Source organism: Pseudoalteromonas maris, assembly GCF_049257235.1.
Taxonomy (GTDB): domain Bacteria; phylum Pseudomonadota; class Gammaproteobacteria; order Enterobacterales; family Alteromonadaceae; genus Pseudoalteromonas.
This window is the reverse complement of record NZ_JBMMUF010000011.1, coordinates 38,310-61,060: the sequence shown is the minus strand read 5'-3', so window position 1 is coordinate 61,060 and position 22,751 is coordinate 38,310. Positions and strand designations below refer to the sequence as shown.

Below are 22,751 nucleotides of genomic sequence, written 5' to 3'. Positions count from 1 at the left end.
AGGACAGCTCTATTTAGTCTGCTAGGAAGATCATTTATTTAATTCAATTGGGGTAACGAGTGTATTCACTTGCTCACTCATTTTTTTAAGCATGGCGTGCCATGCTTTAGCCATCGCTTTGGCAAGCGCTTCATAACCATCTTGAGCTAATGGTTCGTTGTGGTAGAAGCGAGCAATCTTTAATACATGCAATTTACCCTTGTTATCCACCCGCGAAAGTCGCCATAACCCGGCTACCTCAGCATCATTTTCCAAACCAGCATTAAATTGTTCAACGGTAATGTCTAATTGATAAAATGAAGATTGCAGTTGCTCAGCGTATACGTCTGCACCGCGCACCACGAGCACACCCTCCAACGATTGCATCAGTTGAGTTTGTGTCGAACTAGCAAGCATTTGCGCTGGATTGTCTGCCCAAAAGTGTGATTTAGCGCTGTATATTTCATGCTCAGAAAGTTTCAATACCATAGCGCGATTATTTAACGTTCCTTGCACTTTTATGGGGCTGAGCCTTAGCAAGTGCGCTGTTTGTTCACGACTTTGGCTAATAGTCTGTTGCTGTGCATAGTCGATAGTAAATTGATAATAACGCAGCGCCGGCTCGGGAGTTGAGCTTGCACAAGCTCCAAGCAAGGATGTTGTGATCAATAATGGTAATAATCGCAGCATTAGTCTTTACTCCTTGGCGTGGGATCTTGTGATGTTTCTTTATCAAATATCAACATGTTAGGTTGTTCGTTCAGTTCACGAGAAAATGGCTGTAGCTCATCCATCAAGCGTCTGACTTGCTCCATAGTGGACTGCATTTCGTGGTACATCTGTGAACCATTTTGAAAACTTGCCATGGTAATTTCGAATTGCTCCATGCTTTGCTCAAATTGGCGCATGCTCTTACTGATATCCGCCATATCCTTGCTGATGTCAGCACTAAGGTCGCGCGTTGCAGGGTCATTGATAAAAGTACGCATGTCTTTGGCGAGCGCATCATAACTTGCCATAGTTTGCTCAAATTGACCTAGGCTATCTTCAAGCTTTAAGTCTTTGACCTTGTTAAGTACATCGTTGAGCTGGTTCGCCAAAGCAGATATACCACTTGATGTACTTGGGAAAACTGTGAATTCACCGCGATTAGAGAGCAGTCCAGGCCCCAAGTCTGGATACATATCTAAATCAACATAGATTGCACCAGTCAATAAATTGCCGGGCTTTAAAGATGCCCGTAAGCCTTGGTCGAGCCAGCCTTGTAAGTTGTCAGTCCAAAACTCTCTGGCCATTTGCGTATCGCGATATAGGCGACCAAATTCGATGCGAATTAATACGGGTACCGACACGCTGGTGTCACTAAAGTGTGCTGGCGCTCCGTCAATCATCACTTGCGCTGGGACTTGCTCAACTGTACCAATGCGCATGCCGCGGTATTCTACAGGGGCACCTTCGCGTAAACCGCGCACAGATTGCTCAAATTGAATTAAGTAATGTTCGTAGTCGTAAAAGCGTTGCTCTAAGGCCGCATTATAACTTTCACTTAGACTAAAGGTGTGGCCTTCACTCACTGCAGGGCCGGGGGCATCTCCTTCTGGGATCCCCAAAGATACACCGCCTTTTATCAGTTTAGAGAGCGAGCCCGTTTTAACATTAATGCCATCTGCCGATAAATCGACTTCAATGCCAGAGTGCACCCAAAAAATCGTATTTAAGGTGATCAGGGTTTCGTAAGGCGCATCGATAAATATACCATAGTGCATTTGCTGTTGACTGGCGTCAAACTGGGCTGTTTCAATTTGGCCCACTTTATAGCCTTTGTAAAATACTCCAGTGCCCACATCCATCACTTCGGCGTTTTGGCTAGATAATTTAAAGCGGGTACCTTTGACGTCATTACCTATCAAAGCGGGCTCTTCGAGTAACTCAAAGCGGATCACTGTGCGCTCACTTTCGCCTGGGGCAAATTCAAAATACACACCAGAGAGCAGGGTACTAAAACCACTGATACCGGTTTCATCAATGCGTGGTCTTACAACCCATATTTTTGCATCTTCAGTGAGCAATGATTCATAGTGTTTTTCTACTTGTGCTTGCACCAATACGTGGTCACGGGTATTGCCAAGGCGAATCGCCGTTACCGTGCCTATCTTTACACTGCGCACTTTGATTTCAGTTTTACCGGCGACAATCCCATCGGCGTTAGCCATTTTGATGTAAATGGTCTGCCCTTTATCCATTTGATATTGCAACAGCATCCATGCTCCTACAAATAAGGCTAGTAATGGGATAAGCCAAATTGGAGAAATTTTCTTTGCTGCTTTTATGTATGCAGAATTAGTCATTCACTACTCTCTTTACCTGCTCAGGTGAATCCCAAATTAAACGCGGGTCAAACGCATGGGCGGCCAACATTTGGCAAACTACCATGGCGCCAAAACACAGTGCCCCTAAACCAGGCTCTACTGTCATTAAATTTCCAAGTTGCACTAGGGCGACTAAAATAGCGACCACAAACACATCAATCATAGACCACTTCCCAATAAATTCAGTGACTTGATATAGCCGAGTGTAGACTTTAGAACGTGGTCCCAGACGTTGATAAACCATAACACACAATGTCCCTAAAACGAGTGCTTTTGCAAACGGCACGACCACACTCGCTAAAAAGATAATTGACGCAATCGGGTATGAGCCTGCTTGCCACAATAAAATTACGCCACCTATTAAGGTCGATGGTTCTTTATCTCCCAGACTAATGGTGTACATGATGGGCAGCACATTAGCGGGTATATACAGTAAAACTGACGTCGCAAGCCACGCCGCAGCCTTTTGTACGCTCTGATTGTGCCTGATAGATGTGCGTGTATGGCAGCGCGGACAGCGCTTATCGCTACTGAGTTGATGGCAAATGTGGCACGCTCTTAACTGTGAGTCTATCGCTCTTGGTCCTTGCAATGGCTCAATATGTTGATATGGCATTATTTGCTGCCATAATCGCGCATGATTAACTTTACAAAAAGCCCAGCTGTAACAAATAACAAAGCCAACATACGCCCAAAAGCTGTGACCAAAAGATACATCAGCCAAGCTCATGATCTTGACCATGCTGATCAACACACCAACAAGGAAAATCTCTGACATAACCCAAAGTTCCAACGCTTGGGTAAATTTAAGTATGCGTCTGCCCCAAGATTTAGGGATGGCATTGAGTAAGCCCATATGCATAGGAATGAGCAACAACAGCATTAACAAAGGAAGGGCAATAATACTCAAATCAATAAATACCCCAAGTGCTGCACTGTCATAGTTAAACAGCATGCGCCCTGCGTCAGGTAAGGTGATGGTTTGTGTTAAACCGTTGCTGGAAAAAGACAAAAAGGGGTAGAACACTGAGCTCAGCAGAAGCACAACGGCACTGATACTCAGAGCTACTACTTGAGTGTCGTTGTTGTCGCTGCTTTTCAACAACACACTATGGCATTGTGGACAGTGAGCCACATGATTTGCACTAAGCGGCTCTTCGATAGAGGCGATATAGTCGCAATGCGAGCAAGCTATGTGCATGTGTTCTCGTAGGTAATAGCGTTAGATAAGCTAAAGAATAGCTGTTTTAGCAATGAAATCCTAGCGTTGTAAGGTGATGAAATATAAGCGAAGTACTAAGATAAACTGAATGTTCGCTTAGGAAGAGAGCCTGCGCTGTGGCAGGCTCGTGTGCAAACGTATCATTAAGCGAATAATGCGACCGTTTGTTTGCTTTGTGCGATCACTGCACCTGACTCACTATAGAGCGTAGCGTCCTCATAGGCATAACCGTTGTGTGCTGCAGTTGTACTAATATCCACGCCGACCCAGTCGTGCGCATTAATTTCGGGCAGGTGCAGACACTCCACGTGCCAGCTCATACTGCTCGCAGGGGCGGGGGTAGGGAATACTTGCAATTGTGATGGTGGCCAAGCGTCGATCAGCGCAATTAAATGCGTCCAATTGTAATTGTGAGATTGTTCTTTAAAACGCATCCAGCCACTTAAATCCGTACATTGTGTGCCACTGTAAGGCATACCACCTTCGACAAGGTTTAAATCAACATATTGAAAGAAGTTCGGCATCACACCTTTGACATAAGGAAGGCATTGCTGCGGGTTTGCAGCTGGTTTGTCGACGACATGCGCATAGGGTACTTCAACAATTGAACGGCGGTCTTTGGCGAATAGCCCTTGAACTGTTAAACATACTTGGTCATGTTGGGTGATTGTTGCTGCGTATTGACTTGAATTTTTACCCTCTCGGAGCAAATTAAAAGCCAGAGTAAATGGCTCATTGGGAGCGATAGGGCCAATGAATTGTGCGCTAAATGAACGCAATGTACGTTCATCGTGGCAATGCAGTAACATTGATTGCAATGCAAATGCACATGACAAGCCACCAAAAGCAGTTCTTCCTTGTGTCCAAGACTCTGGAAATTGCAGAGTTTGTACATCGTCCTCACTTACTAATGCCATGAGTTCATCAAAAGTCATAATTCGATCCCTTTTTATTCTCGTCCGACCAGTTTAACCGCAAAATTTCCTTTGTAGAGGGGCGAAATGAAAAAAAATGACAAAAAAACGAAATTTTTTTATGCATCGCGCTTGAATTAGCAAAACTGACCCCTATCTAGTAGACATCAAACATGTAAACAGATTTTTGAAGTTGGAGAAGATTCATGGGTAAGATTATTGGAATCGACTTAGGTACTACTAACTCGTGTGTAGCGGTACTAGACGGTGATAAGCCACGCGTAATTGAAAACGCAGAGGGCGATCGCACTACCCCTTCTATTATTGCGTTCACTGAAGACGGTGAAACGCTAGTAGGTCAGCCGGCGAAACGTCAGGCGGTAACAAACCCTACAAATACATTATTCGCTATCAAGCGTTTGATCGGTCGTCGTTTTGAAGACGAAGAAGTTCAACGCGACATCGGCATCATGCCATTCAAAATTGTTAAAGCAGACAATGGTGATGCATGGGTTGAAGTAAAAGGTGAGAAGCGCGCTGCACCACAAATTTCTGCAGAAGTGCTTAAGAAAATGAAAAAGACCGCTGAGGATTACCTTGGTGAAGAAGTAACAGGCGCAGTTATCACAGTTCCTGCATACTTCAACGATTCACAGCGTCAAGCAACGAAAGACGCAGGTCGTATCGCAGGTCTTGACGTAAAACGTATCATTAACGAGCCTACAGCTGCGGCACTTGCTTACGGTATGGACCGCAAACAAGGCGACAACGTTGTTGCAGTGTATGACTTAGGTGGTGGTACATTCGATATCTCAATCATCGAGATTGATGAAGTTGAAGGCGAGCACACATTTGAAGTTCTTGCGACGAACGGTGACACGCACTTAGGTGGTGAAGACTTCGATAACCGCGTTATCAACTACCTAGTAGATGAGTTCAAAAAAGAACAAGGTATTGACCTTCGCACCGATCCGCTAGCGATGCAGCGTGTTAAAGAAGCTGCTGAAAAAGCAAAAATCGAGCTTTCAAGTGCACAGCAAACGGAAGTAAATCTGCCATACGTAACAGCAGATGCAACAGGTCCTAAGCACATGAACGTGAAGCTAACGCGTGCAAAACTTGAGTCACTTGTTGAAGACCTAGTAACTAAGTCAATCGAGCCGCTTAAGAAAGCACTTGCTGATGCAGACCTATCTGTAGGTGATGTAAACGACATCATCCTTGTAGGTGGTCAAACACGTATGCCTCTTGTACAAAAGACGGTTGCTGAGTTCTTTGGTAAAGAGCCTCGTAAAGACGTTAACCCTGATGAAGCAGTAGCTGTAGGTGCTGCGGTTCAAGGTGGTGTATTAGCAGGTGATGTAAAAGACGTACTACTACTAGACGTTATCCCTCTGTCTCTAGGTATCGAGACAATGGGGCAGGTTATGACAGCGTTAATCGAGAAAAACACGACGATTCCAACGAAGAAGTCACAAACTTTCTCAACTGCTGAAGACAACCAAAACGCAGTAACAATTCACGTACTACAAGGTGAGCGTAAGCGTTCAGCAGACAACAAGTCGCTGGGTCAGTTCAACCTTGAAGGTATCCGTCCAGCACGCCGTGGTGAGCCGCAAATCGAAGTGACTTTCGATGTTGATGCTGATGGTATCCTACACGTATCTGCGAAAGACAAAGACACAGGTAAAGAGCAGAAGATCACAATCCAAGCTTCTTCAGGTCTAAGCGATGAAGAAGTAGAAAAAATGGTGCGTGACGCAGAAGCGAATGCCGAAGAAGATAAAAAGTTCGAAGAGCTTGTTACTACACGTAACCAAGCTGATGCGATGGTTCACGGTACACGCAAGCAAATCGAAGAAGCAGGCGATGCACTTCCAGCAGAAGACAAAGAAGCAATCGAAGCAGCCGTTGCTGAGCTAGAAACAGCAATCAAGGGTGAAAGCAAAGAAGAAATCGATGCTAAAACTCAGGCGCTAATCGAAAAGTCACAAAAGCTAATGGAAATCGCGCAAGCGAAAGCCCAGCAGCAAGGTGGTGCTGATGCAGGTGCGCAAGGCCAGCAACAAGCCAAGCAAGACGACGATGTTGTTGACGCTGAGTTTGAAGAAGTAAAAGACGACAAGTAATTAGCTTGTTGCACACGGGGCGCGCTTGCGAATGAGCTTGACGCGCCCTTAGTGTTTCTAGAATTTTTGAAAAGTGGTAGATATGTCAAAACGCGATTATTACGAAGTACTGGGTGTTGCAAAAGACGCCAGTGAACGTGACATTAAAAAGGCTTACAAGCGCCTGGCGATGAAATATCACCCGGATCGTACTGCCGGCGATAAAGAACTTGAAACCAAGTTCAAAGAAGTAAAAGAAGCGTACGAGATCCTAGGCGATGCGCAAAAGCGCCAAACTTATGATCAATACGGTCACGCGGCCTTCGAACAAGGCGGCGGTGGTGGTCACGGTGGCTTCGGTGGCGGTGGCGACTTTGGCGATATTTTCGGTGATGTATTCGGTGATATCTTCGGCGGCGGACGCCGTCAATCGCGTCAACAACGTGGTGCTGATTTACGTTACAACATGGAACTCAGTCTTGAAGAGGCTGTGCGCGGTAAAGAAGTTGAGATCAAAGTACCGACTTGGGTTGGTTGTGAGCCGTGTGATGGTTCAGGTGCCAAAGCAGGATCTAAGCCTAAAACCTGTGGCACCTGTCACGGCGCTGGTCAGGTGCAAATGCGCCAGGGCTTCTTTGCAGTGCAGCAAACCTGTCCTACCTGTCAGGGCTCAGGCCAAGTTATCTCTGATCCGTGTAACAGTTGCCATGGCCAAGGCCGCGTAGAGAAAACCAAAACGTTATCAGTGAAAATCCCTGCGGGCGTTGATACTGGGGATCGTATTCGCCTCTCAGGTGAAGGTGAAGCAGGTGCAAATGGTGCGCCATCGGGTGATTTGTATGTTCAGGTGAGTGTGCGCGAACACCCAATTTTTGTGCGCGATGGTAACAACCTGTACTGTGAAGTGCCAATCGGTTTCACTACAGCGGCATTAGGTGGTGAGATAGAAGTGCCGACCCTTGATGGTCGAGCAAAACTGAAAATTCCAGCTGAGTCACAAACGGGTAAAATGTTCCGTATGCGTTCTAAAGGTGTGAAGTCAGTGCGCTCAGGTGCAGTAGGCGATTTGATCTGTAAAGTGGTCATCGAAACACCGGTTAACCTTAACAGCGAACAAAAAGAATTGTTGGAGCAGTTAGAAAAGAGCATGGGCAAAGATAGCTCAAAATATCGTCCAAAGGAGAAAGGCTTCTTTGACGGGGTGAAAAAGTTCTTTGATGATTTGACCAAGTAAATGCAGTTCTACTGACTAGTATAAAAAGCGCCTACGGGCGCTTTTTTTATGTCTGCGATATTACTCAATTGAGCAATACTGCAATACCTGAATCACAGCGACACATATTTGAATTTTCACTGTAGTGAATATCCCTTATCGCCATCTTTTCCTGAGTCAACTGCTCGCAGCGCATGACGCATTGGCGCTGATGATCCCAATAGTTGTATTCGGCATGCACCAACCATGTCAACAGTGCGCACACCGCGAACAGAGTCACAGTGCGAAATCGTCGAACATGCATAATCACCTCATGCTTTGGGAAGACATACCTTAACTTTAGTGGAAAAACTCCAAGAGCACTCAATTGGCCATAGTCTACAGCAGGCATTTTTAGATTTAATCGGGTATTACAATCGATGTGTGGGCTTGATTTAATTGCATTTTATTTTTCATGAGAGCCTTGTATGCTATTCACTCACTAGGATGATTTTTGGTACCCACATGACCCCTGCGGTGAATTTCCTAAAAAAGAACAAGGTGCACTTTGAATTGTTGAGCTTTGAGCACAACCCACATACAGATAACTATGGTTTAGAGGTTGTGCAACAACTTAATCTTGCTATTGAGGCTGTTTTTAAAACCTTAGTGCTAGAAACGGCTGAGCATGACTTTATCGTTGCCATTACCCCTGTAAATCAGCAAGTAAATATGAAGTTGATAGCGAAAGCCGCAGGCACTAAGAAGGCGCACATGGCCAAAGCGGCAGATGTTGAACGGATCACAGGATACGTGCTCGGAGGGGTAAGCCCTTTTGCCCAAAAGAAGCGTTTGCAAGTGTACTTACACGAAAAGGCCATGCAGCAAGCCTGTATTTATGTCAGTGGTGGCAAACGAGGCGTTGAGATAGCCATTACACCGCAAGATTTAATAAGTGCATTAAACGCATCAACTGCAATTTTTTAACCGGGGTAATAACGCCTGAATCTGTTTAAATAGGGTGTGAGAGCGTGTTGTTAGGCTGTCACACATGGCCTCCCTTTAGCGCTACTTATCTTCATACTACTACCATCCAAGCCCCCATTTTTTGGGTCTCACTATAAAATGAGAGAAAAAATTTTTATTTTTTTGTGCGTACACGTGTTCGCTCAAACTCAGTGTTGGCGCGTGTTCGCGTGCCATAGCGAAAATAAGTTATAAATATAGTGTTAAAAAAACTGGTTGGACCAATTGATCTATTGCCATTTTTATGACGTAATATAGGGTATATTAACTGGTCAGATGAGTTGGTTATGAGCTTACGTACAAATTTAAAAAAAATTCTTCCTAGTATTTCAATCACAGAACAAGAAGCACTTGATGCGGGTGACGTGTGGTTAGAAGGTTCTATTTACCAAGGTAAACCGGATTTCGCAGCACTACGTGATGTACCTGCGGCAACATTGAGTCAAGAAGAACAAGCATTCCTTGATGGTCCAGTGGCACAGCTTCTGGAAATGATCGATGAGTCTGAAATCCAATCAGGCACACATTTGCCTGATCACATTTTAGATTTTCTTAAAAAAGAACGTTTCTTTTCGCTTATCATCCCGAAAAAATTTGGTGGTCTCGAGTTTAGCCCTTATGCAAACTCGACAATTGTTGCCACTATCTCAACCAAGTCTTCAGCGGTTGCTGTAACTGTGATGGTTCCCAACTCGTTAGGCCCAGGCGAACTATTACTTCATTACGGCACACAAGAGCAGCAAAATCATTACTTGCCGCGTCTAGCGAATGGCCGCGATATTCCATGTTTCGCACTTACTAGCCCTGAAGCAGGTTCAGATGCGGGTGGTATTCCTGACATCGGTGTTGTTAAAGAAGGCCAGTTCAATGGCGAGACGGTGCTTGGCCTTGAAGTAACATGGGACAAACGCTACATCACGCTCGCACCTATTGCCACGGTACTTGGCTTAGCATTTAAGGTGCAAGATCCAAATAAACTGCTGGGTGATAAAGAAGACCTTGGTATTACCTGTGCATTGATCCCGCACGACCACCCAGGCGTTGAGCTGGGCAATCGCCATGACCCAATGGGTGTGCGTTTCTACAACGGCACAACGCGCGGTGAAAAAGTATTTATCCCGATGGACTTCATTATCGGTGGTCAAAAGAACATTGGCCGTGGTTGGCAGATGCTGGTGAGCTGTTTAGGTGCAGGTCGTGGTATCTCATTGCCAGCCCTTGGTGTGTCGGTGTCTCAAGTGGCATTCAAAGGCTCTGCTGAGTATGCGGCTGTGCGTGAACAGTTCGGTCTTGCCATTGGTCAGTTTGAAGGTATTCAAGAGAAGCTTGCGGACATCGCAGGCAAAACGTATTTGCAAGAAGCAATGCGTGTATTGACTACTGAAGGTCTAGGTATGGGGTTGAAGCCGTCCGTTGTCACTGCGATCGCTAAATACCACATGACTGAAATTGGTCGCGATGTACTAGATTCAGCAATGGATATTCAAGCCGGTAAAGCGATTCAACGTGGACCACAAAACACCTTAGCAACGGGCTACGTTGCGCAGCCAATTGCTATTACGGTTGAAGGCGCAAACATTCTTACCCGTAACCTGATGATTTTCGGTCAAGGTGTTATGCGTTGCCATCCTTATTTGCAGAGCATGGTAGAGTCAATTCACTCACAAGACAAAGACGCTGATGCAAAATTTAATCGCATTCTGCGCAAAACAGTCGGTTATAGTACCGCCAATGCACTGCGTGCGTTCAAAAATGGTCTACTACCATTTAGTGCACCAAGTTCGTCTGATCTAGCTGAAGTGCGTGAATACGAAAAAGCAGTGCACAAGATATCTTCTCGCCTTGCTGTATATGCAGATTTCTCGTTACTTGTTTTAGGCGGTAAGCTGAAACAAGCTGAGATGCTATCGGCACGTTTAGGTGACGTAATGAGCTATATGTATGCAGCGATGGCTTCAATCAAATATTATGAGCAAAAAGTAAGTGCTGAGCACCGTGAACAAGCCGCTCCTTACTTCCACTATGCAACACGTTGGGCTATCGCCCAAGCAGAGCAAGCGCTGCATAGCTTCTTGGATAACTTCCCAGCGTCAGGGACGCGCAAGTTCATGCGTGTATTAACGTGGCAATATGGGCGCAAGACAATGGCTATTAGTGATGATTTGGTACGCGAACTTGCTCATCAAGCGCAGCTTGATACCCCTATCAAAGCGCAGCTAACGCACCTTGTAAAACCGACTCCGGGCGATGGTCATGATATCAATGAGCAAGCATACAAGGCGAAGCTGGCTAACCTAGATGCTCTGGCGAAAGTACGCAAGGCTATTAAGTCTAAGCAAATTCGCTCTGGTGTGCGCTTCGTACAAACACTCGACAATGCATTGGCAGCGAATGTGATTGATGCACAAGAGTATGCATCACTGGTTGATTACAATCGCAAACGTGAGTTAGCCATTCGCGTAGACGAGTATGATTTTGACATGAACCTACTGCGTCCTGATGGGACACGAGCTGACGGTCAAGATGTAACGCTACGAGATGCTAGCTAAATAACGCTAACAACACGGTTTAAAATACGAAAACAAAGGCCTCGGGTTTACACTCGGGGCCTTTTTCATTGATCTTCTAGGCGACAGGGTTCGTATTATCTGCTTGGAGGATAATGAATGTTAACTTTGTTTTATGACGGCGCTTGCCCCTTGTGCAATGCTGAAATCACCAAGCTTAAATCTTATGATAGTGAACAGCGCATCACGTTCGTGGACATCAATAACGAACGTGATTTTATTTATTACCCGCAAGTAAGTTTCGAGCAAGCCTTTGACACACTGCACGCCATTGATTGTGACGGACGTATTCTGCTTGGTTTGGATGCCAACATCGCGGCGTGGAATGCGGTTGGTAAGTATCGCTGGCTCAACGTGTTGCGTTTGCCTGTTTTGCGGTTAATCAGCGATGCATGCTACAGATTGTTTGCCAAACACAGAGTGTGGATTTCCAACAAATTGATGGGGTGTCGTTGTAACCAACAGTGTAAAGTAGGCTCAAAAGATGGCTAGAGCGCTGGTAGTGGGTGCGTCAAGCGCGATAGCACAGGCGTTAGTGGCACACCTCGAAGAACAAGGAGTCGAAGTTCATAGTGTGAGCCGCACGCACGCGAAGCGTCAGTTGCACACGCAAATGCATTACAGCGCCCAGAGTGTTGAGCAATGGAGCAACACCATTGCACAGCAAGGCATCAGCTTTGACAGTATCTTTATTTGCAACGGTATGTTGCACGGCGACACCATTTCTCCTGAGAAAAGCTTGAGTGCGTTTGACGCAACGCAATTCGAGAAGGTTTTACATTGCAATACTGTGGTTCCCATGTGGTGGTTAATGAATATTACAAAGTTGGTCCACAAAGCGCGTCCTAGTGTTGTTACGGTAATGAGTGCCCGAGTTGGCAGCATAAGCGATAATCGTTTGGGTGGGTGGTACAGCTACCGAGCGTCTAAAGCGGCGCTCAATATGTTGACGAAAACAGCCTCCATCGAGGTTCGCCGCACTCATAAGCAGTGCTCGTTTTTATTATTTCACCCCGGTACGACTGACACCCCCTTATCCAAACCGTTTCAGAAAAATGTACCTGCCTCTAAGCTATTCACTCCTGAGTTTGTGGCACAACGAATGTATAGCTTAAGTACAGACATAGACGTTGGAATGGCCTGTGAATTCCGCGATTGGGATTCTCAACCTATTGATTTTTAGAATTTAAAGAGAGCTACGATGTATTTTAGTAAAGATGACATAGATGCCATGCCATCGCGGTTTAGAGCGCATTTTGTCAATAGTTTATCTGGCTATAAAAGCGCAAACCTTGTGGGCACCACAGACGGCAAGGGGCAGCACAACTTAGCGATAGTCAGCTCCGTGGTCCATTTAGGAGCCCAGCCGCCACTGGTTGCTTTGGTAATGCGCCCAGACGTAGTCGAGCGCCATACTCTTGCCAATATCCGTGCAACTCGCTGGTATACCTTGAATCAGGTTCATAGTCATTTTTGGCAAGCTGCGCATCAAACATCGGCTAAATACTCTCGCGATCAAAGCGAGTTCGACGAAGTGGGACTTGAACCTGAAGTCATCGGCGAATGCCCCGCGCCCTTTGTTAAAGAGAGTCATTTGAAGTACGCAGTAAAGTTGGTCTCAGAGCAACCAATCGAACACAACGGCACTATCTTGTTGATTGGTTCTATTGAATATGGCGAAGTGCTCGACGACGCTTTGTGTGAAGATGGGCATATCGATTTAGGCACTATGCAAACTATTGCAATAACAGGACTTGATGGGTATCACATAGGAAGTCGTTTAGGACGACTAAGCTACGCTCAGCCTCATGTGTGGCCAAGTCCCATTGACGAATAAGTTATGTAAACTGGTCGCGCTCAAACGCTCTTGGGATTGACCAGTGTAAAGGGGATTTACGCCAAGCTTGAGTCCTTTGCTTGCTGAGGTAAAATAGCCGCACTTTCACCAAAATAGATGAAACCTATGTCGACACTAAAACACGCCATTGTGAGTATCATGCTTGTGGCGTTATTTGCTTTTGCCGCCCATGCCGGCAGCACGAGTGACATGCAGGCTGTAATGAAAAAGATGGGGCATAGCTATAAACTTGCGGTTAAAGCGACGGATAAAAGGACTATGCTAGCGGCGCTTGACGAGTTTGAGAAGTATTTGCAGCAAGCTGAACAAGGCCAGTTCAAAAAGTCTGAGAAGGAATCTCGTGAAGGGCTTGGTAAAGTGGCTGAGCGCATACAAATTGCACGAGAACTGGCTCAAAGCAATCAGTTGGACGAAGCAAAAGCACAGCTTTTGCCAATTGACGATCTACGAAAAGAATATCATAAACTCCATGAACCCCCTGGCTTTTGGGAGTTACTGTTTGGCAAATAACGCTGAATATCAGCGTCTAGTATTTAACAGCCGTTTTGCACACACTTTGACAGATTAAGTAGGCTATATTGCCAGCTGTCTTCATGACTCACACTGAATCGTTGAAAATTGACCTTGCCTAATTGTTGGGTGTGCATAGCGTCGATCAGTTGCTGATACTCAGCACTATTTGGCGCGAAAATTTCGTAGTTGCTGCTACTTGGGAACGGAGTTTGAGTGGTGTGTGCATCATACAAAAGCACCAAAGACGCTGCGCCTAAGAGAACATGACCACCTACCGATATTTCAGCTTGTTCTTGGGCATCCACTTCGTCCCAGTTGATACCACCAATAACAGGGAGGTTCGTTGGGTTGGCGCGTTTTGCTGCGAGCAGTGCGCCACTGGCAATAGGGTCGTTCGCTGCCCATATCATATTGATGCTAGGGGTGTGATTTAACACGCCAATGCTTTTTCTGAAGCCTTGTTCTTTAGACCAGTTAGCAACATCACTATGGATGAGATTGATCTCAGGATGTTGGCGTAAAAATAACTCTAAACCATGCTGCCTACCCAATGCGGACTCAGTACGGTGATCTCCGTATAACGCCAATAAATTCAGTGATGCTTGCTCACCAAAGCGCTCTTTGGCCGTTTTGTATATGCTGTGCGCGAGTTTGTAACCCGCATCAAAGGTATTTGGAGTTAAGTAGCCCGATAACCAGTGTGGTTTAGCCGTGAGTAAATCTGCATCAGGGGCATTGAAGATAAACAACACGGGTTTGTTGACGTTTTCAATTTGCTTGAAGTATTGAGTTAACGCCTTTTTTTCATCAACCACGATAACATAGTCAGCATCACTGGACAGAGCCTGTTGCAGTTTTTGCTTCATCAAAATGTGATTACGGTTCGCGTATGTGGTAACTAAATCTATATTTAAATCATCCGCCGCAGCGTGCATTGCAATAGATACATTGCGCCAAAACATCCCAGTGGCGTTTTCTGATTGGTGCCCAGGATTAACAAAATGCACTTTCATACTGTGCGTTGGATGTTCAATCGTTTGTGGCTGTGAGGCTTCGCACATGAATGACCAGACCCACAAAACGACAGTAAAAAGACGCATACAATAGCCCGATATACTGCAAGTCAATGGCATCAGTTTATGCATGTCTTTGATATCAGTAAAGTCCCTTTTTTGAGGATAATAATTAACACACGTGCATGGGTTACAAGCTTATGGGTAAACAGCACTCGCTATCGTGTGATTGATAAATCGTACTTCATTACCAACGTATCCAGATATTTAGCCCGTAAAGAATGGGGGTATTCGTGACGTGGAGGCTCAATAATGACTCTCGATAGTTGCTTCATCAAAGCGTGAATTACATGTCTTTGGTCTGCATCGATACTGGTTATTCTCAGCCCTTCTGTGAGTGTATCTAACGTGTATTTTATGGCATCCATGTGCACGATTTCTTCAATGGTTCCTTGGCGTGTCTGTGTGCCAAATTGACCACTGAGAAATTTTTGCCACAGATGGGTGAGTCTTTCTTGGATGTCTTCTAAATAACTGTCTTCAATATGCAACCCCATCTCCAACAAATAGGTAAGGGCATGCTGAGCGCGTTGGCTAAACACGTTAAATGCAACACTGGCATTTTCAATATTGGCTTTTTGTAAACTTTTGCCCCATTCAACGGTGGCATTTGGATAGTATTGCCAGAACACCTGACAATCATATATACCTTGCACCGAATGACATTGAATTTTGTTTTCCAAGCTATAACTCGCTTGTGGAAATACACATAAATGCTGCCATTGTTCAAGAGTTTCATTATCTATAGCGAGTAACTGACAGAGCTGATCTTGACGGTAAAAGTACTGTTCCAAGTAATCAAGTAAATGCATGCTGATAAAATTAACTGTATGTATATACAGTCATTGTGATTCAATTGAAATTAAGTTGCAAGTAATTAAAATGCACACAGACAATCAATAATGTATGCTTGTGCAGCCCAAAAGGGCATGCATAAGAAATCACTCACAACAGAACAAGAGAAGCGAAGACATGCGAACAATGGAGCAAATTAGACAAGCCCGCGTTATTACAGCAATTAAAACTCCTTATAACGACGCTGGCGAAATATGTTTGAATACCTTTGATGAGCTTGTTGAGCGTCAAATCGCCGCTGGCGTCGACGGTATTGTTGTTGGCGGAACTACTGGCGAAGGCCAGTTGATGAATTGGGAAGAGCATCTAATGCTTATCGCCCACAGTGTTTCAGCATTTGGCGAGCGCTTATTAATCGTCGGTAACACTGGCAGCAATAATACCAAAGAGGCAATAAAAGCCACACAATATGGTTTTGCTACCGGTATGCATGCGGCTTTGCAAATCAACCCTTATTACGGCAGAACATCAGAGGCCGGTTTGCTCGAGCATTTTAATCGCGTTCTTGATATTGGTCCTGCTTTTATCTACAACGTACCGGGGCGCACAGGACAAGATTTAACCCCAGACTTTATCGCCAAGATAGCAAATCATAAGCACTTCATAGGTATGAAAGAGTGCGGCGGCAATGAGCGCATCGCACATTACGAGAAGCAGGGGATCGCTTGTTGGTCAGGTAATGATGATGAAGCCCATGATGGCGTGCACATGCATCAATCCCATGGTGTAATTTCGGTCGCGTCAAACTTGATCCCTGAACTATTTTGTTCCTTGATGGATAAACCGCAAAGCGCCCTGAACGAACAACTGAAACCATTGATGAATTGGTTATTCTGCGAACCAAACCCAATTGCTATTAACACGGCTTTGGCGATGACGGGGGCGGTAAAACCTGTATTCAGACTGCCTTATGTGCCATTGAGTAAAGAACAACAGCAAGCCGGTCTTGCTCTGTTGGCAGAGGTAGAAAAAAAGCACCTCGTTGGTAGCCAAACGCCCGCTATAATCGATGAAATTGCTGTTAAATTGGTCTAACGTCACGTTTCATAGCATTTTTTAACTTAACAGCCGGTTAATTGTACTGGCTGCTTTTGCTATTTTATTGTCAATCAATTACTATTTGCGCCTTGGGGTTAAATGGACTTTTGGCAATGAAGTGTGCTGTTGAAAAGTTGGCTGTCTACCTAGCACCGCCGGGCTTGGTTAATAACAAAGAACTTAAAAAGTTATCCGATTCATTATTGGAACATGCTATTGAGCTTGATGTTAGTTGGGTTAAACCGATTCAACGTCGTCGCCTAAGTGACTTTGCTAAGATGGTGCTTAGTTGTGCTCATAGTGTAAACCCTGACTCTGAGCCCATGCCTATTGTTTTTTCCTCGCGCCATGGGGATCTTCATAAAACTTCAGACCTGCTGGCGCAACTTGTAGAAAAAGAGCCTCTTTCTCCTACCCAATTCGGACTGTCGGTTCACAACGCCGTTGTTGGCTTACTCTCGATTTTGACAAAGAACACGTCTCCAATTACTGCCTTGGCAGCCGGAGCGAACACCTTCAGTGCGGCGTTATGTGAAGCCTATATACAACTCCACAGCCAGGGAGTTGATAGAGTTATGGTGATTCATGCTGATAGAGCATTGCCAGATTTATATAAAGAGTTTGCCGATGAACCGCAATGCGATCATTGTGTGGCATTTGTGATATCCCATGGTGATGCAACGCATTGCAGTGAGATCACTCACCTATCACAAGCACACACAAGTTCTTCCGGTATGATGCAGGCATTAGTTTTAGCTCACGCAGTTTTCAATAAAGAAATAGCGCATATAGATCAGTGGCGTGTAAGTCATGGTTAGGAGAATCAACTACCTTTGGCGGATTCTTGCAACTGGCTTTTGTTTTGCGTTGTTTGGCCTCGGCGGCATTGTATTAAGTTTATTGGTGTTTCCTTTACAAAGGTTAATCATCAAGAATCCAGAGTTTCGGCAAGCAAAGGCTAGACATACGGTGCATGTGACATTTCGTTTCTTTGTAAATGTCATGGATATCTTGGGAGTTATCGGATTTCATGTTAAAAACAAAGAGAGGTTTACCCGATTAGAGGGACGGCTTATACTCGCAAATCACCCAAGCTTAATCGATGTTGTTGTACTTATTGCATCAATACCAAAAGCAGATTGCGTTGTTAAGGCACATTTATTTAAAAACCCGTTTATGCGTGGAGTGATAAAAAGTACGGGATATATCAGTAACGCTGATCCTGAAGGGTTATTAGAAGACTGTTGTCGCTCTCTTGCTATGGGAAACAACTTGATTATCTTTCCTGAGGGAACACGTTCAGACGAAGGTCGGTTACAGCGTTTTAAAAGAGGCGCAGCCAATATCGCGTTGCGTTGTAATGCATCACTGACTTGTGTGCTGATAACTATGCAACCTAGTACTTTAACCAAGGGAATTCCGTGGTATAAAGTTGCACCCACCAAAGCGCACTTTACTATGACTGTGGCTGATGAGCAGCCGCAGCATTGGCACAATGAGAATAATGAGCCGATGAGTGTGCAGTCTAGAGACTTAACACGACATTTAGAAATTTATTTTAAAAACCAAGTAGCGAAACTATGAGCGATTTAAAACTACAACTAAAACAATTAATTATATCGAGTCTCGATCTGGAAGATATTGAAGTCTCTGATATTGACGATAGTGAACCTTTATTTATCGACGGATTGGGTTTAGACAGTATCGATGCTTTGGAGCTGGGTCTGGCTATTAAGAAAGAGTTCAATGTCAAAATAGACGCTAATTCAGAGCAAACTAAAGCTCACTTTGCATCTATTAATGCATTGGCTGAATTTATAGAACAATCAAAAAACAACGCTTAACATTGGAATAAAAAATGAAAACTGCTGCAGAAATTTACGACGTATTACGTGGCATTTTAGAGAACGACTTTGAAATCGATGCGGATGATATCAGTATGGACGCTAACCTATACGAAGAGTTAGATCTGGATAGTATCGATGCAGTTGATTTAGTTGTGAAACTAAGAGAGATCACAGGCAAGAAAATCGAACCGGAAGCATTTAAGCAAGTAAGAACGGTTGCTGATGTAGTAAAAGAAGTAGAGCAACTAGTTAGCTAACGATGCTAAAGGGCATAGTAAATGTGCTCATATCAATACTTTTCTTGGCATATCCTTTTTTGGTGTACCTAGGTTTAAGTAATGGTTATGAGCAACAAGTTGGATGGGTGTTGGCGGTATTGCTACTGACTCGTCTCGGCCTAGCTTTGGGCGCACGTGGTATAGGTAGTTGGTTATTGCCAATTTCGGCGTGCGGCCTGTTAGTTGTCACGGGAGCTATCGTACGCAACGACGCGGTGTGGTTACAGTTCTATCCCGTTGTTGTTAATGCGGTCATGGCTGTGACCTTTGCTATGTCTTTGTTTCAATCTCAGAGCATGATAGAGCGCTTTGCGCGCATCAAAGAACCACATTTAAGTGCACAAGGCGTCAAGTACACGCGTGTTGTAACGCAGATCTGGTGTGCCTTCTTTGTCATAAATGCTATTTGCTCAACGTACACTATCTATTTGAACGACCTTTCAATTTGGACACTATACAACGGCTTTATCGCTTATATTCTAATGGGCATTTTGGGTGCTGGAGAATGGTTGTTTAGGACTTGGCTAAAAAGGCAGGGACGTCTTGTTTAAGTTATCACAGATCCTTGCTGATCAACCTGCGAGTTGCATGACCAAAAGAATCGATAAGCAGCAATTTTTGGCGTCCATCAACAAGCACGTTAGTCGCTATCGTAACCTAACGCCCAAATCTCAAGTTATTTTATGGCATAGCAATGCAATGGAGTTTGTTACACGATTGCTGGCCCTTGCGCAGCTTGATGTAGACATAATTTTACCGCCTAATAGCCAAGCTCAAACATTGGCCGATCTCAGTACGATAACAGAGTTTTATGCAGGTGAATGTCTCGAATCAGTCCCACCTAAAATGCAGCTTCTAGATGAACAAAGCGAAGGGATTAAGAGCGAAGATGAGTTGCTCTGGCCAAGCAATGACAAGGCCACAAATCTGATATTTTTTACTTCTGGATCCAGTGGTCCAGCAAAGGCTATCACTCGAAGTTGGCATGCTATAAACACGGAATTAGAGACGCTGCAGAGTACTTTTGGTACAAACCTAAAAGAGCCTCAGTTTATCGCTATGGTGTCACACCAGCATATCTATGGTTTGCTCTTTAAATTGCTATGGCCATTACGTTTTGGTCATCATATAGAAATGCAGACGTATGAGTACCCAGAGCATTTACAAAACCGCATTGCAGTTGCAGGTAAGTGGGTCATTGTTGCATCGCCAGCACAACTTTCGCGGCTTGCGCAAGATAATGTCTTAGTTGCCAATAAAGGTGATATCGCCTGTGTGTTTTCCTCCGGTGGGCCACTTAAAGATAATGATGCTATCAGGCTATACCAACAACTGTGTTTGCCCGTTACCCAAGTATATGGCTCTACCGAAACCGGTGGTATTGGCTACAGAGATGTTGTCGATAATTCATTGTCTCCTTGGCAACCCTTTTATGGCATTGAGGTTAGCCAAAGTGACAGGCAGCTTATGCTGTCCTCCGTATTGATTAGTGAGAAGCAAAGATTACTCGATGATCTAGGAAGTGTTTTGAGTGATGGGCGCTTTATACTGAAAGGTCGTGCTGATAGAACGGTAAAAGTGGCCGAAAAACGCATTAATTTGGTGGGTATGGAAGCAAGGTTAAATGCCCACGAATGGGTTGATGACTGTGTTATTGTGAGGTTACAAAGTGGTCGTTTGGGAGCGCTTGTTGAACTCAACGACGCTATTTCATACGTCACTGAAAAGAAACATATCAGTCAAGCGCTTAAGTTGTGGCTGAGCGCAGAATTTGAAGCTGTATGCATACCAAGGAAATGGCGATACTTGGAGTCGCTTCCTTATAACCCCCAAGGCAAGCTCGTCTACACACAATTGGAGCAGTATTTTGTCTGATTTAGTAATTACAGAGGCTGAGGTTTGTGCCATAACACATGAATCTGAGCGAGTCACTCTTAATTTGTATTTGCCTGCAAACCTGGATTATTTTCGAGGCCACTTCCCTGATGCGCCAATATTAGCAGGTGTAGTTCAGCTTGATTGGGCAATTAAATATGCAGCCCAACATTTGCATATGCATGGACATGTTCAAGATGTAGAAGTGCTTAAATTTCAAGTTGTGATGACCCCTGAGCTTAACGTGCAGCTGACTCTTGAGCGCAAAAATCAGAATAAGTTTACGTTCAGTTATCAGTCTGAGAAAGGTCAGCATGCCAGTGGCAGAATTGTTCTGGTGAGCGAGTAATTATGAATTTGTGCGTCGTTATTCCGAATTTCAACCACACCCATGCTATTGATAGTGTGATAGCACAGCTCAGTGGAGAAGGTTTTGATATTGTCATGGTGGACGATGGCAGTGAAGAGCAGGCTCATCAACATTTTTGCGCACTCGAAAAGCGTTACAAGAACGTTTCGCTTATCCGCCACCAAACCAATCAAGGGAAAGGCGGCGCGGTGCAAAGTGGTTTGCGCTGGGCTTTCGCCAAAGGGTACACACACGCTTTGCAAGTCGATGCTGATGGACAACATTGCTTAGCAGATATATCCCGACTAATCGATTGCGCCAAGGCGCATCCTGAAGCACTAGTGAGCGGTCGCCCAATCTACGATGAGTCGATACCAAAGCATCGTTATATCAGTCGTTATATTACGCATTTTTGGGTGTGGGTAGAAACACTGAGTTTTTCGATTAAAGACTCTATGTGTGGATTTAGAATTTACCCACTCAGTGCCAGTATTGCGTTGTTTGATAAGGTTGATTTGGGTAAACGAATGGATTTCGACATTGAAGTTATGGTGCGCATGTATTGGCAAGGTACGCCAAGCGTTTTTGTAGAAACACAGGTCATATACCCTGAAAATGGCGTGTCTCACTTTCAACCACTCAACGATAACCTAAAAATTAGTTGGTTACACACACGTTTATTCTTTGGCATGCTGGTTCGTATACCGAAGTTGTTATTTTTCAAACCCAAGGTTGGTGCATGAGTAAACGCCATTGGTCCAGCGTACAAGAGCGCGGCAGCTATTTGGGGATGCAGTTTTTATTGGCTGTATACAAATTGTGTGGGCGTAAAATCTTATGGATTTTTATGTTCCCAGTGGTGTTTTATTTCTATATTAGCGGTAAAGACTCTCGTCGAGCATCATATAAATACTGGCAGCACCTTCATAATGTCGACCCATCATTACCAAAACCGAGTTTCAAAGTTGGCTTAAAGCATTTCTGCACTTTTGCTGATAGTGCGTTTGACAAGATTGATGCGTGGTTAGGGCGTATCACCGAAGCGCAGTTGAATTATCAAAATCAGCATTTGTTTGACGAGCTTGTAGCGCGCAAACAAGGCGCTATTTTTATTGGCTCCCATCTTGGAAATCTTGAGGTGTGTCGAGCTTTAGGAATGCGCCATACGCAAAGTGTGATCAATGTATTAGTGTTTACCCATCATGCTGTTGAGTTCAATCGTACCTTGCAAAGAATAAACCCCAATGTCAGTGTTAATTTGATCCAAGTGACTGAAATGGGACCGGACTTGGCAATTTTGCTAAAGTCTAAAGTCGAGCAGGGGGAGTTCATTGTTATTGTTGGCGACAGAACCAGCGCTTCGTCGGTGGGACGTGTTAACTATGTTGAGTTTCTCGGGGAGCAGGCACCTTTTGCACAAGGCCCATTTATTCTTGCTGCATTGTTAGAGTGTCCAATTTATTGGCTATTCTGTATGCGCAATGACGGTGGCTATGATGTGCAATTTAGTCATTATAGCGATGGCCTTGCTTTACCACGCAAGACACGCGAACACGCTTTATCAGTAATCATTCAAGATTATGTGAACGAGCTGCAGAGTGTTGCGCTCAGATACCCTTATCAGTGGTTCAATTTTTTTGATTTTTGGCAGCGTGACGAGAGTATCACGCGCAACGAGGAGAAGTAGT

25 protein-coding genes are annotated in these 22,751 nt (G+C 44.6%); 18 read left to right on the top strand and 7 right to left on the bottom strand.

The window, feature by feature from the left end:
* Positions 1 to 30: 30 nt before the first annotated feature.
* From AAEU32_RS13960 to AAEU32_RS13945, 4 genes are all read right to left on the bottom strand, one after another.
* Positions 31 to 669, bottom strand: coding sequence for a PqiC family protein (locus AAEU32_RS13960; RefSeq protein WP_421971152.1), 639 nt, complete (start codon positions 667 to 669; stop codon positions 31 to 33).
* Complete coding sequence (gene pqiB, locus AAEU32_RS13955; RefSeq protein ID WP_421971151.1) at positions 669 to 2,327, bottom strand: intermembrane transport protein PqiB; 1,659 nt, start codon at positions 2,325 to 2,327, stop codon at positions 669 to 671. The genes AAEU32_RS13960 and pqiB overlap by 1 nt, the downstream gene beginning before the upstream one ends.
* On the bottom strand, positions 2,320 to 3,549 hold the full coding sequence (locus AAEU32_RS13950; RefSeq protein ID WP_421971150.1) for a PqiA/YebS family transporter subunit: 1,230 nt from the start codon (positions 3,547 to 3,549) through the stop codon (positions 2,320 to 2,322). The genes pqiB and AAEU32_RS13950 overlap by 8 nt, the downstream gene beginning before the upstream one ends.
* Positions 3,550 to 3,713: 164 nt before the next feature.
* Positions 3,714 to 4,505 carry an acyl-CoA thioesterase gene (locus AAEU32_RS13945; RefSeq protein WP_421971149.1) on the bottom strand — a complete coding sequence of 264 codons (792 nt, stop codon included), beginning with the start codon at positions 4,503 to 4,505 and terminating at the stop codon, positions 3,714 to 3,716.
* 185 nt (positions 4,506 to 4,690) lie between these two features.
* Between AAEU32_RS13945 and dnaK the strand changes: the two genes are divergently transcribed.
* Together dnaK and dnaJ are read left to right on the top strand one after the other, a co-directional pair.
* Positions 4,691 to 6,613 (top strand): molecular chaperone DnaK, encoded by a 1,923-nt coding sequence (dnaK, locus tag AAEU32_RS13940; RefSeq protein WP_421971148.1) that lies wholly within the window; start codon positions 4,691 to 4,693, stop codon positions 6,611 to 6,613.
* A gap of 82 nt (positions 6,614 to 6,695) precedes the next feature.
* Entirely contained in the window at positions 6,696 to 7,826 is a 1,131-nt protein-coding gene (gene dnaJ / locus AAEU32_RS13935) for a molecular chaperone DnaJ (protein ID WP_421971147.1), read from the top strand.
* Between the two features lie 64 nt (positions 7,827 to 7,890).
* Here the strand turns inward: dnaJ and AAEU32_RS13930 are convergent, their stop codons facing one another.
* On the bottom strand, positions 7,891 to 8,109 hold the full coding sequence (locus tag AAEU32_RS13930; RefSeq protein WP_421971146.1) for a hypothetical protein: 219 nt from the start codon (positions 8,107 to 8,109) through the stop codon (positions 7,891 to 7,893).
* Between the two features lie 200 nt (positions 8,110 to 8,309).
* On the opposite strand from AAEU32_RS13930, the gene ybaK reads away from it, so the two are divergent.
* The 6 genes from ybaK to AAEU32_RS13900 all read left to right on the top strand — a co-directional run bounded on the left by ybaK (position 8,310) and on the right by AAEU32_RS13900 (position 13,745).
* On the top strand, positions 8,310 to 8,771 hold the full coding sequence (gene ybaK / locus AAEU32_RS13925) for a Cys-tRNA(Pro) deacylase (protein WP_421971145.1): 462 nt from the start codon (positions 8,310 to 8,312) through the stop codon (positions 8,769 to 8,771).
* Positions 8,772 to 9,097: 326 nt separating this feature from the next.
* Complete coding sequence (locus AAEU32_RS13920) at positions 9,098 to 11,359, top strand: acyl-CoA dehydrogenase (RefSeq protein ID WP_421971144.1); 2,262 nt, start codon at positions 9,098 to 9,100, stop codon at positions 11,357 to 11,359.
* 117 nt (positions 11,360 to 11,476) lie between these two features.
* A complete protein-coding gene (locus tag AAEU32_RS13915) occupies positions 11,477 to 11,869 on the top strand; it encodes a thiol-disulfide oxidoreductase DCC family protein (protein ID WP_421971143.1) in 393 nt (130 codons plus the stop codon).
* A complete protein-coding gene (locus AAEU32_RS13910) occupies positions 11,862 to 12,560 on the top strand; it encodes an SDR family NAD(P)-dependent oxidoreductase (protein WP_421971142.1) in 699 nt (232 codons plus the stop codon). The genes AAEU32_RS13915 and AAEU32_RS13910 overlap by 8 nt, the downstream gene beginning before the upstream one ends.
* An 18-nt stretch (positions 12,561 to 12,578) precedes the next feature.
* Positions 12,579 to 13,214: a flavin reductase family protein gene (locus tag AAEU32_RS13905; protein ID WP_421971141.1), complete on the top strand. Its 636-nt coding sequence runs from the start codon at positions 12,579 to 12,581 to the stop codon at positions 13,212 to 13,214.
* A 126-nt stretch (positions 13,215 to 13,340) separates the two neighbouring features.
* On the top strand, positions 13,341 to 13,745 hold the full coding sequence (locus AAEU32_RS13900) for a cytochrome b562 (protein WP_421971140.1): 405 nt from the start codon (positions 13,341 to 13,343) through the stop codon (positions 13,743 to 13,745).
* 23 nt (positions 13,746 to 13,768) lie between these two features.
* On the opposite strand, the gene AAEU32_RS13895 is transcribed toward AAEU32_RS13900, so the two are convergent.
* Both AAEU32_RS13895 and AAEU32_RS13890 read right to left on the bottom strand, forming a co-directional pair.
* Entirely contained in the window at positions 13,769 to 14,809 is a 1,041-nt protein-coding gene (locus tag AAEU32_RS13895) for an ABC transporter substrate-binding protein (protein WP_421971139.1), read from the bottom strand.
* Positions 14,810 to 14,979: 170 nt separating this feature from the next.
* The gene (locus tag AAEU32_RS13890) at positions 14,980 to 15,633 is read right to left on the bottom strand and encodes a DUF6058 family natural product biosynthesis protein (RefSeq protein ID WP_421971138.1); all 654 of its coding nucleotides are present in this window, start codon (positions 15,631 to 15,633) and stop codon (positions 14,980 to 14,982) included.
* Positions 15,634 to 15,793: 160 nt separating this feature from the next.
* Between AAEU32_RS13890 and dapA the strand changes: the two genes are divergently transcribed.
* The 10 genes from dapA to AAEU32_RS13840 all read left to right on the top strand — a co-directional run bounded on the left by dapA (position 15,794) and on the right by AAEU32_RS13840 (position 22,750).
* Positions 15,794 to 16,711 (top strand): 4-hydroxy-tetrahydrodipicolinate synthase, encoded by a 918-nt coding sequence (dapA, locus tag AAEU32_RS13885; RefSeq protein WP_421971137.1) that lies wholly within the window; start codon positions 15,794 to 15,796, stop codon positions 16,709 to 16,711.
* 116 nt (positions 16,712 to 16,827) lie between these two features.
* Entirely contained in the window at positions 16,828 to 17,532 is a 705-nt protein-coding gene (locus AAEU32_RS13880) for a beta-ketoacyl synthase chain length factor (RefSeq protein WP_421971136.1), read from the top strand.
* Positions 17,525 to 18,298 (top strand): lysophospholipid acyltransferase family protein, encoded by a 774-nt coding sequence (locus AAEU32_RS13875; protein WP_421971135.1) that lies wholly within the window; start codon positions 17,525 to 17,527, stop codon positions 18,296 to 18,298. The genes AAEU32_RS13880 and AAEU32_RS13875 overlap by 8 nt, the downstream gene beginning before the upstream one ends.
* Positions 18,295 to 18,558 carry a phosphopantetheine-binding protein gene (locus AAEU32_RS13870; protein ID WP_421971134.1) on the top strand — a complete coding sequence of 88 codons (264 nt, stop codon included), beginning with the start codon at positions 18,295 to 18,297 and terminating at the stop codon, positions 18,556 to 18,558. The genes AAEU32_RS13875 and AAEU32_RS13870 overlap by 4 nt, the downstream gene beginning before the upstream one ends.
* Before the next feature lie 14 nt (positions 18,559 to 18,572).
* Positions 18,573 to 18,818: an acyl carrier protein gene (locus AAEU32_RS13865; protein WP_421971133.1), complete on the top strand. Its 246-nt coding sequence runs from the start codon at positions 18,573 to 18,575 to the stop codon at positions 18,816 to 18,818.
* A gap of 44 nt (positions 18,819 to 18,862) precedes the next feature.
* Complete coding sequence (locus tag AAEU32_RS13860) at positions 18,863 to 19,390, top strand: COG4648 family protein (RefSeq protein ID WP_421971132.1); 528 nt, start codon at positions 18,863 to 18,865, stop codon at positions 19,388 to 19,390.
* A gap of 37 nt (positions 19,391 to 19,427) precedes the next feature.
* Positions 19,428 to 20,714 (top strand): AMP-binding protein, encoded by a 1,287-nt coding sequence (locus AAEU32_RS13855; RefSeq protein WP_421971131.1) that lies wholly within the window; start codon positions 19,428 to 19,430, stop codon positions 20,712 to 20,714.
* On the top strand, positions 20,707 to 21,063 hold the full coding sequence (locus AAEU32_RS13850) for an ApeI family dehydratase (RefSeq protein WP_421971130.1): 357 nt from the start codon (positions 20,707 to 20,709) through the stop codon (positions 21,061 to 21,063). The genes AAEU32_RS13855 and AAEU32_RS13850 overlap by 8 nt, the downstream gene beginning before the upstream one ends.
* Positions 21,063 to 21,806, top strand: a complete 744-nt coding sequence (locus tag AAEU32_RS13845; protein ID WP_421971190.1) for a glycosyltransferase family 2 protein — start codon at positions 21,063 to 21,065, stop codon at positions 21,804 to 21,806. Before AAEU32_RS13850 ends, AAEU32_RS13845 begins: the two co-directional genes overlap by 1 nt.
* Complete coding sequence (locus AAEU32_RS13840; RefSeq protein ID WP_421971129.1) at positions 21,803 to 22,750, top strand: lysophospholipid acyltransferase family protein; 948 nt, start codon at positions 21,803 to 21,805, stop codon at positions 22,748 to 22,750. Before AAEU32_RS13845 ends, AAEU32_RS13840 begins: the two co-directional genes overlap by 4 nt.
* The last annotated feature ends 1 nt before the right edge of the window (position 22,751 follow it).

What these genes read in the sequence shown, in the direction of transcription:
- AAEU32_RS13960 (WP_421971152.1), bottom strand. Translation starts at nt 669, where the DNA reads ATGCTGCGATTATTACCATTATTGATCACAACATCCTTGCTTGGAGCT.
- pqiB (WP_421971151.1), bottom strand. Translation starts at nt 2,327, where the DNA reads ATGACTAATTCTGCATACATAAAAGCAGCAAAGAAAATTTCTCCAATT.
- AAEU32_RS13950 (WP_421971150.1), bottom strand. Translation starts at nt 3,549, where the DNA reads ATGCACATAGCTTGCTCGCATTGCGACTATATCGCCTCTATCGAAGAG.
- AAEU32_RS13945 (WP_421971149.1), bottom strand. Translation starts at nt 4,505, where the DNA reads ATGACTTTTGATGAACTCATGGCATTAGTAAGTGAGGACGATGTACAA.
- dnaK (WP_421971148.1), top strand. Translation starts at nt 4,691, where the DNA reads ATGGGTAAGATTATTGGAATCGACTTAGGTACTACTAACTCGTGTGTA.
- dnaJ (WP_421971147.1), top strand. Translation starts at nt 6,696, where the DNA reads ATGTCAAAACGCGATTATTACGAAGTACTGGGTGTTGCAAAAGACGCC.
- AAEU32_RS13930 (WP_421971146.1), bottom strand. Translation starts at nt 8,109, where the DNA reads ATGCATGTTCGACGATTTCGCACTGTGACTCTGTTCGCGGTGTGCGCA.
- ybaK (WP_421971145.1), top strand. Translation starts at nt 8,310, where the DNA reads ATGACCCCTGCGGTGAATTTCCTAAAAAAGAACAAGGTGCACTTTGAA.
- AAEU32_RS13920 (WP_421971144.1), top strand. Translation starts at nt 9,098, where the DNA reads ATGAGCTTACGTACAAATTTAAAAAAAATTCTTCCTAGTATTTCAATC.
- AAEU32_RS13915 (WP_421971143.1), top strand. Translation starts at nt 11,477, where the DNA reads ATGTTAACTTTGTTTTATGACGGCGCTTGCCCCTTGTGCAATGCTGAA.
- AAEU32_RS13910 (WP_421971142.1), top strand. Translation starts at nt 11,862, where the DNA reads ATGGCTAGAGCGCTGGTAGTGGGTGCGTCAAGCGCGATAGCACAGGCG.
- AAEU32_RS13905 (WP_421971141.1), top strand. Translation starts at nt 12,579, where the DNA reads ATGTATTTTAGTAAAGATGACATAGATGCCATGCCATCGCGGTTTAGA.
- AAEU32_RS13900 (WP_421971140.1), top strand. Translation starts at nt 13,341, where the DNA reads ATGTCGACACTAAAACACGCCATTGTGAGTATCATGCTTGTGGCGTTA.
- AAEU32_RS13895 (WP_421971139.1), bottom strand. Translation starts at nt 14,809, where the DNA reads ATGTGCGAAGCCTCACAGCCACAAACGATTGAACATCCAACGCACAGT.
- AAEU32_RS13890 (WP_421971138.1), bottom strand. Translation starts at nt 15,633, where the DNA reads ATGCATTTACTTGATTACTTGGAACAGTACTTTTACCGTCAAGATCAG.
- dapA (WP_421971137.1), top strand. Translation starts at nt 15,794, where the DNA reads ATGCGAACAATGGAGCAAATTAGACAAGCCCGCGTTATTACAGCAATT.
- AAEU32_RS13880 (WP_421971136.1), top strand. Translation starts at nt 16,828, where the DNA reads ATGAAGTGTGCTGTTGAAAAGTTGGCTGTCTACCTAGCACCGCCGGGC.
- AAEU32_RS13875 (WP_421971135.1), top strand. Translation starts at nt 17,525, where the DNA reads ATGGTTAGGAGAATCAACTACCTTTGGCGGATTCTTGCAACTGGCTTT.
- AAEU32_RS13870 (WP_421971134.1), top strand. Translation starts at nt 18,295, where the DNA reads ATGAGCGATTTAAAACTACAACTAAAACAATTAATTATATCGAGTCTC.
- AAEU32_RS13865 (WP_421971133.1), top strand. Translation starts at nt 18,573, where the DNA reads ATGAAAACTGCTGCAGAAATTTACGACGTATTACGTGGCATTTTAGAG.
- AAEU32_RS13855 (WP_421971131.1), top strand. Translation starts at nt 19,428, where the DNA reads ATGACCAAAAGAATCGATAAGCAGCAATTTTTGGCGTCCATCAACAAG.
- AAEU32_RS13840 (WP_421971129.1), top strand. Translation starts at nt 21,803, where the DNA reads ATGAGTAAACGCCATTGGTCCAGCGTACAAGAGCGCGGCAGCTATTTG.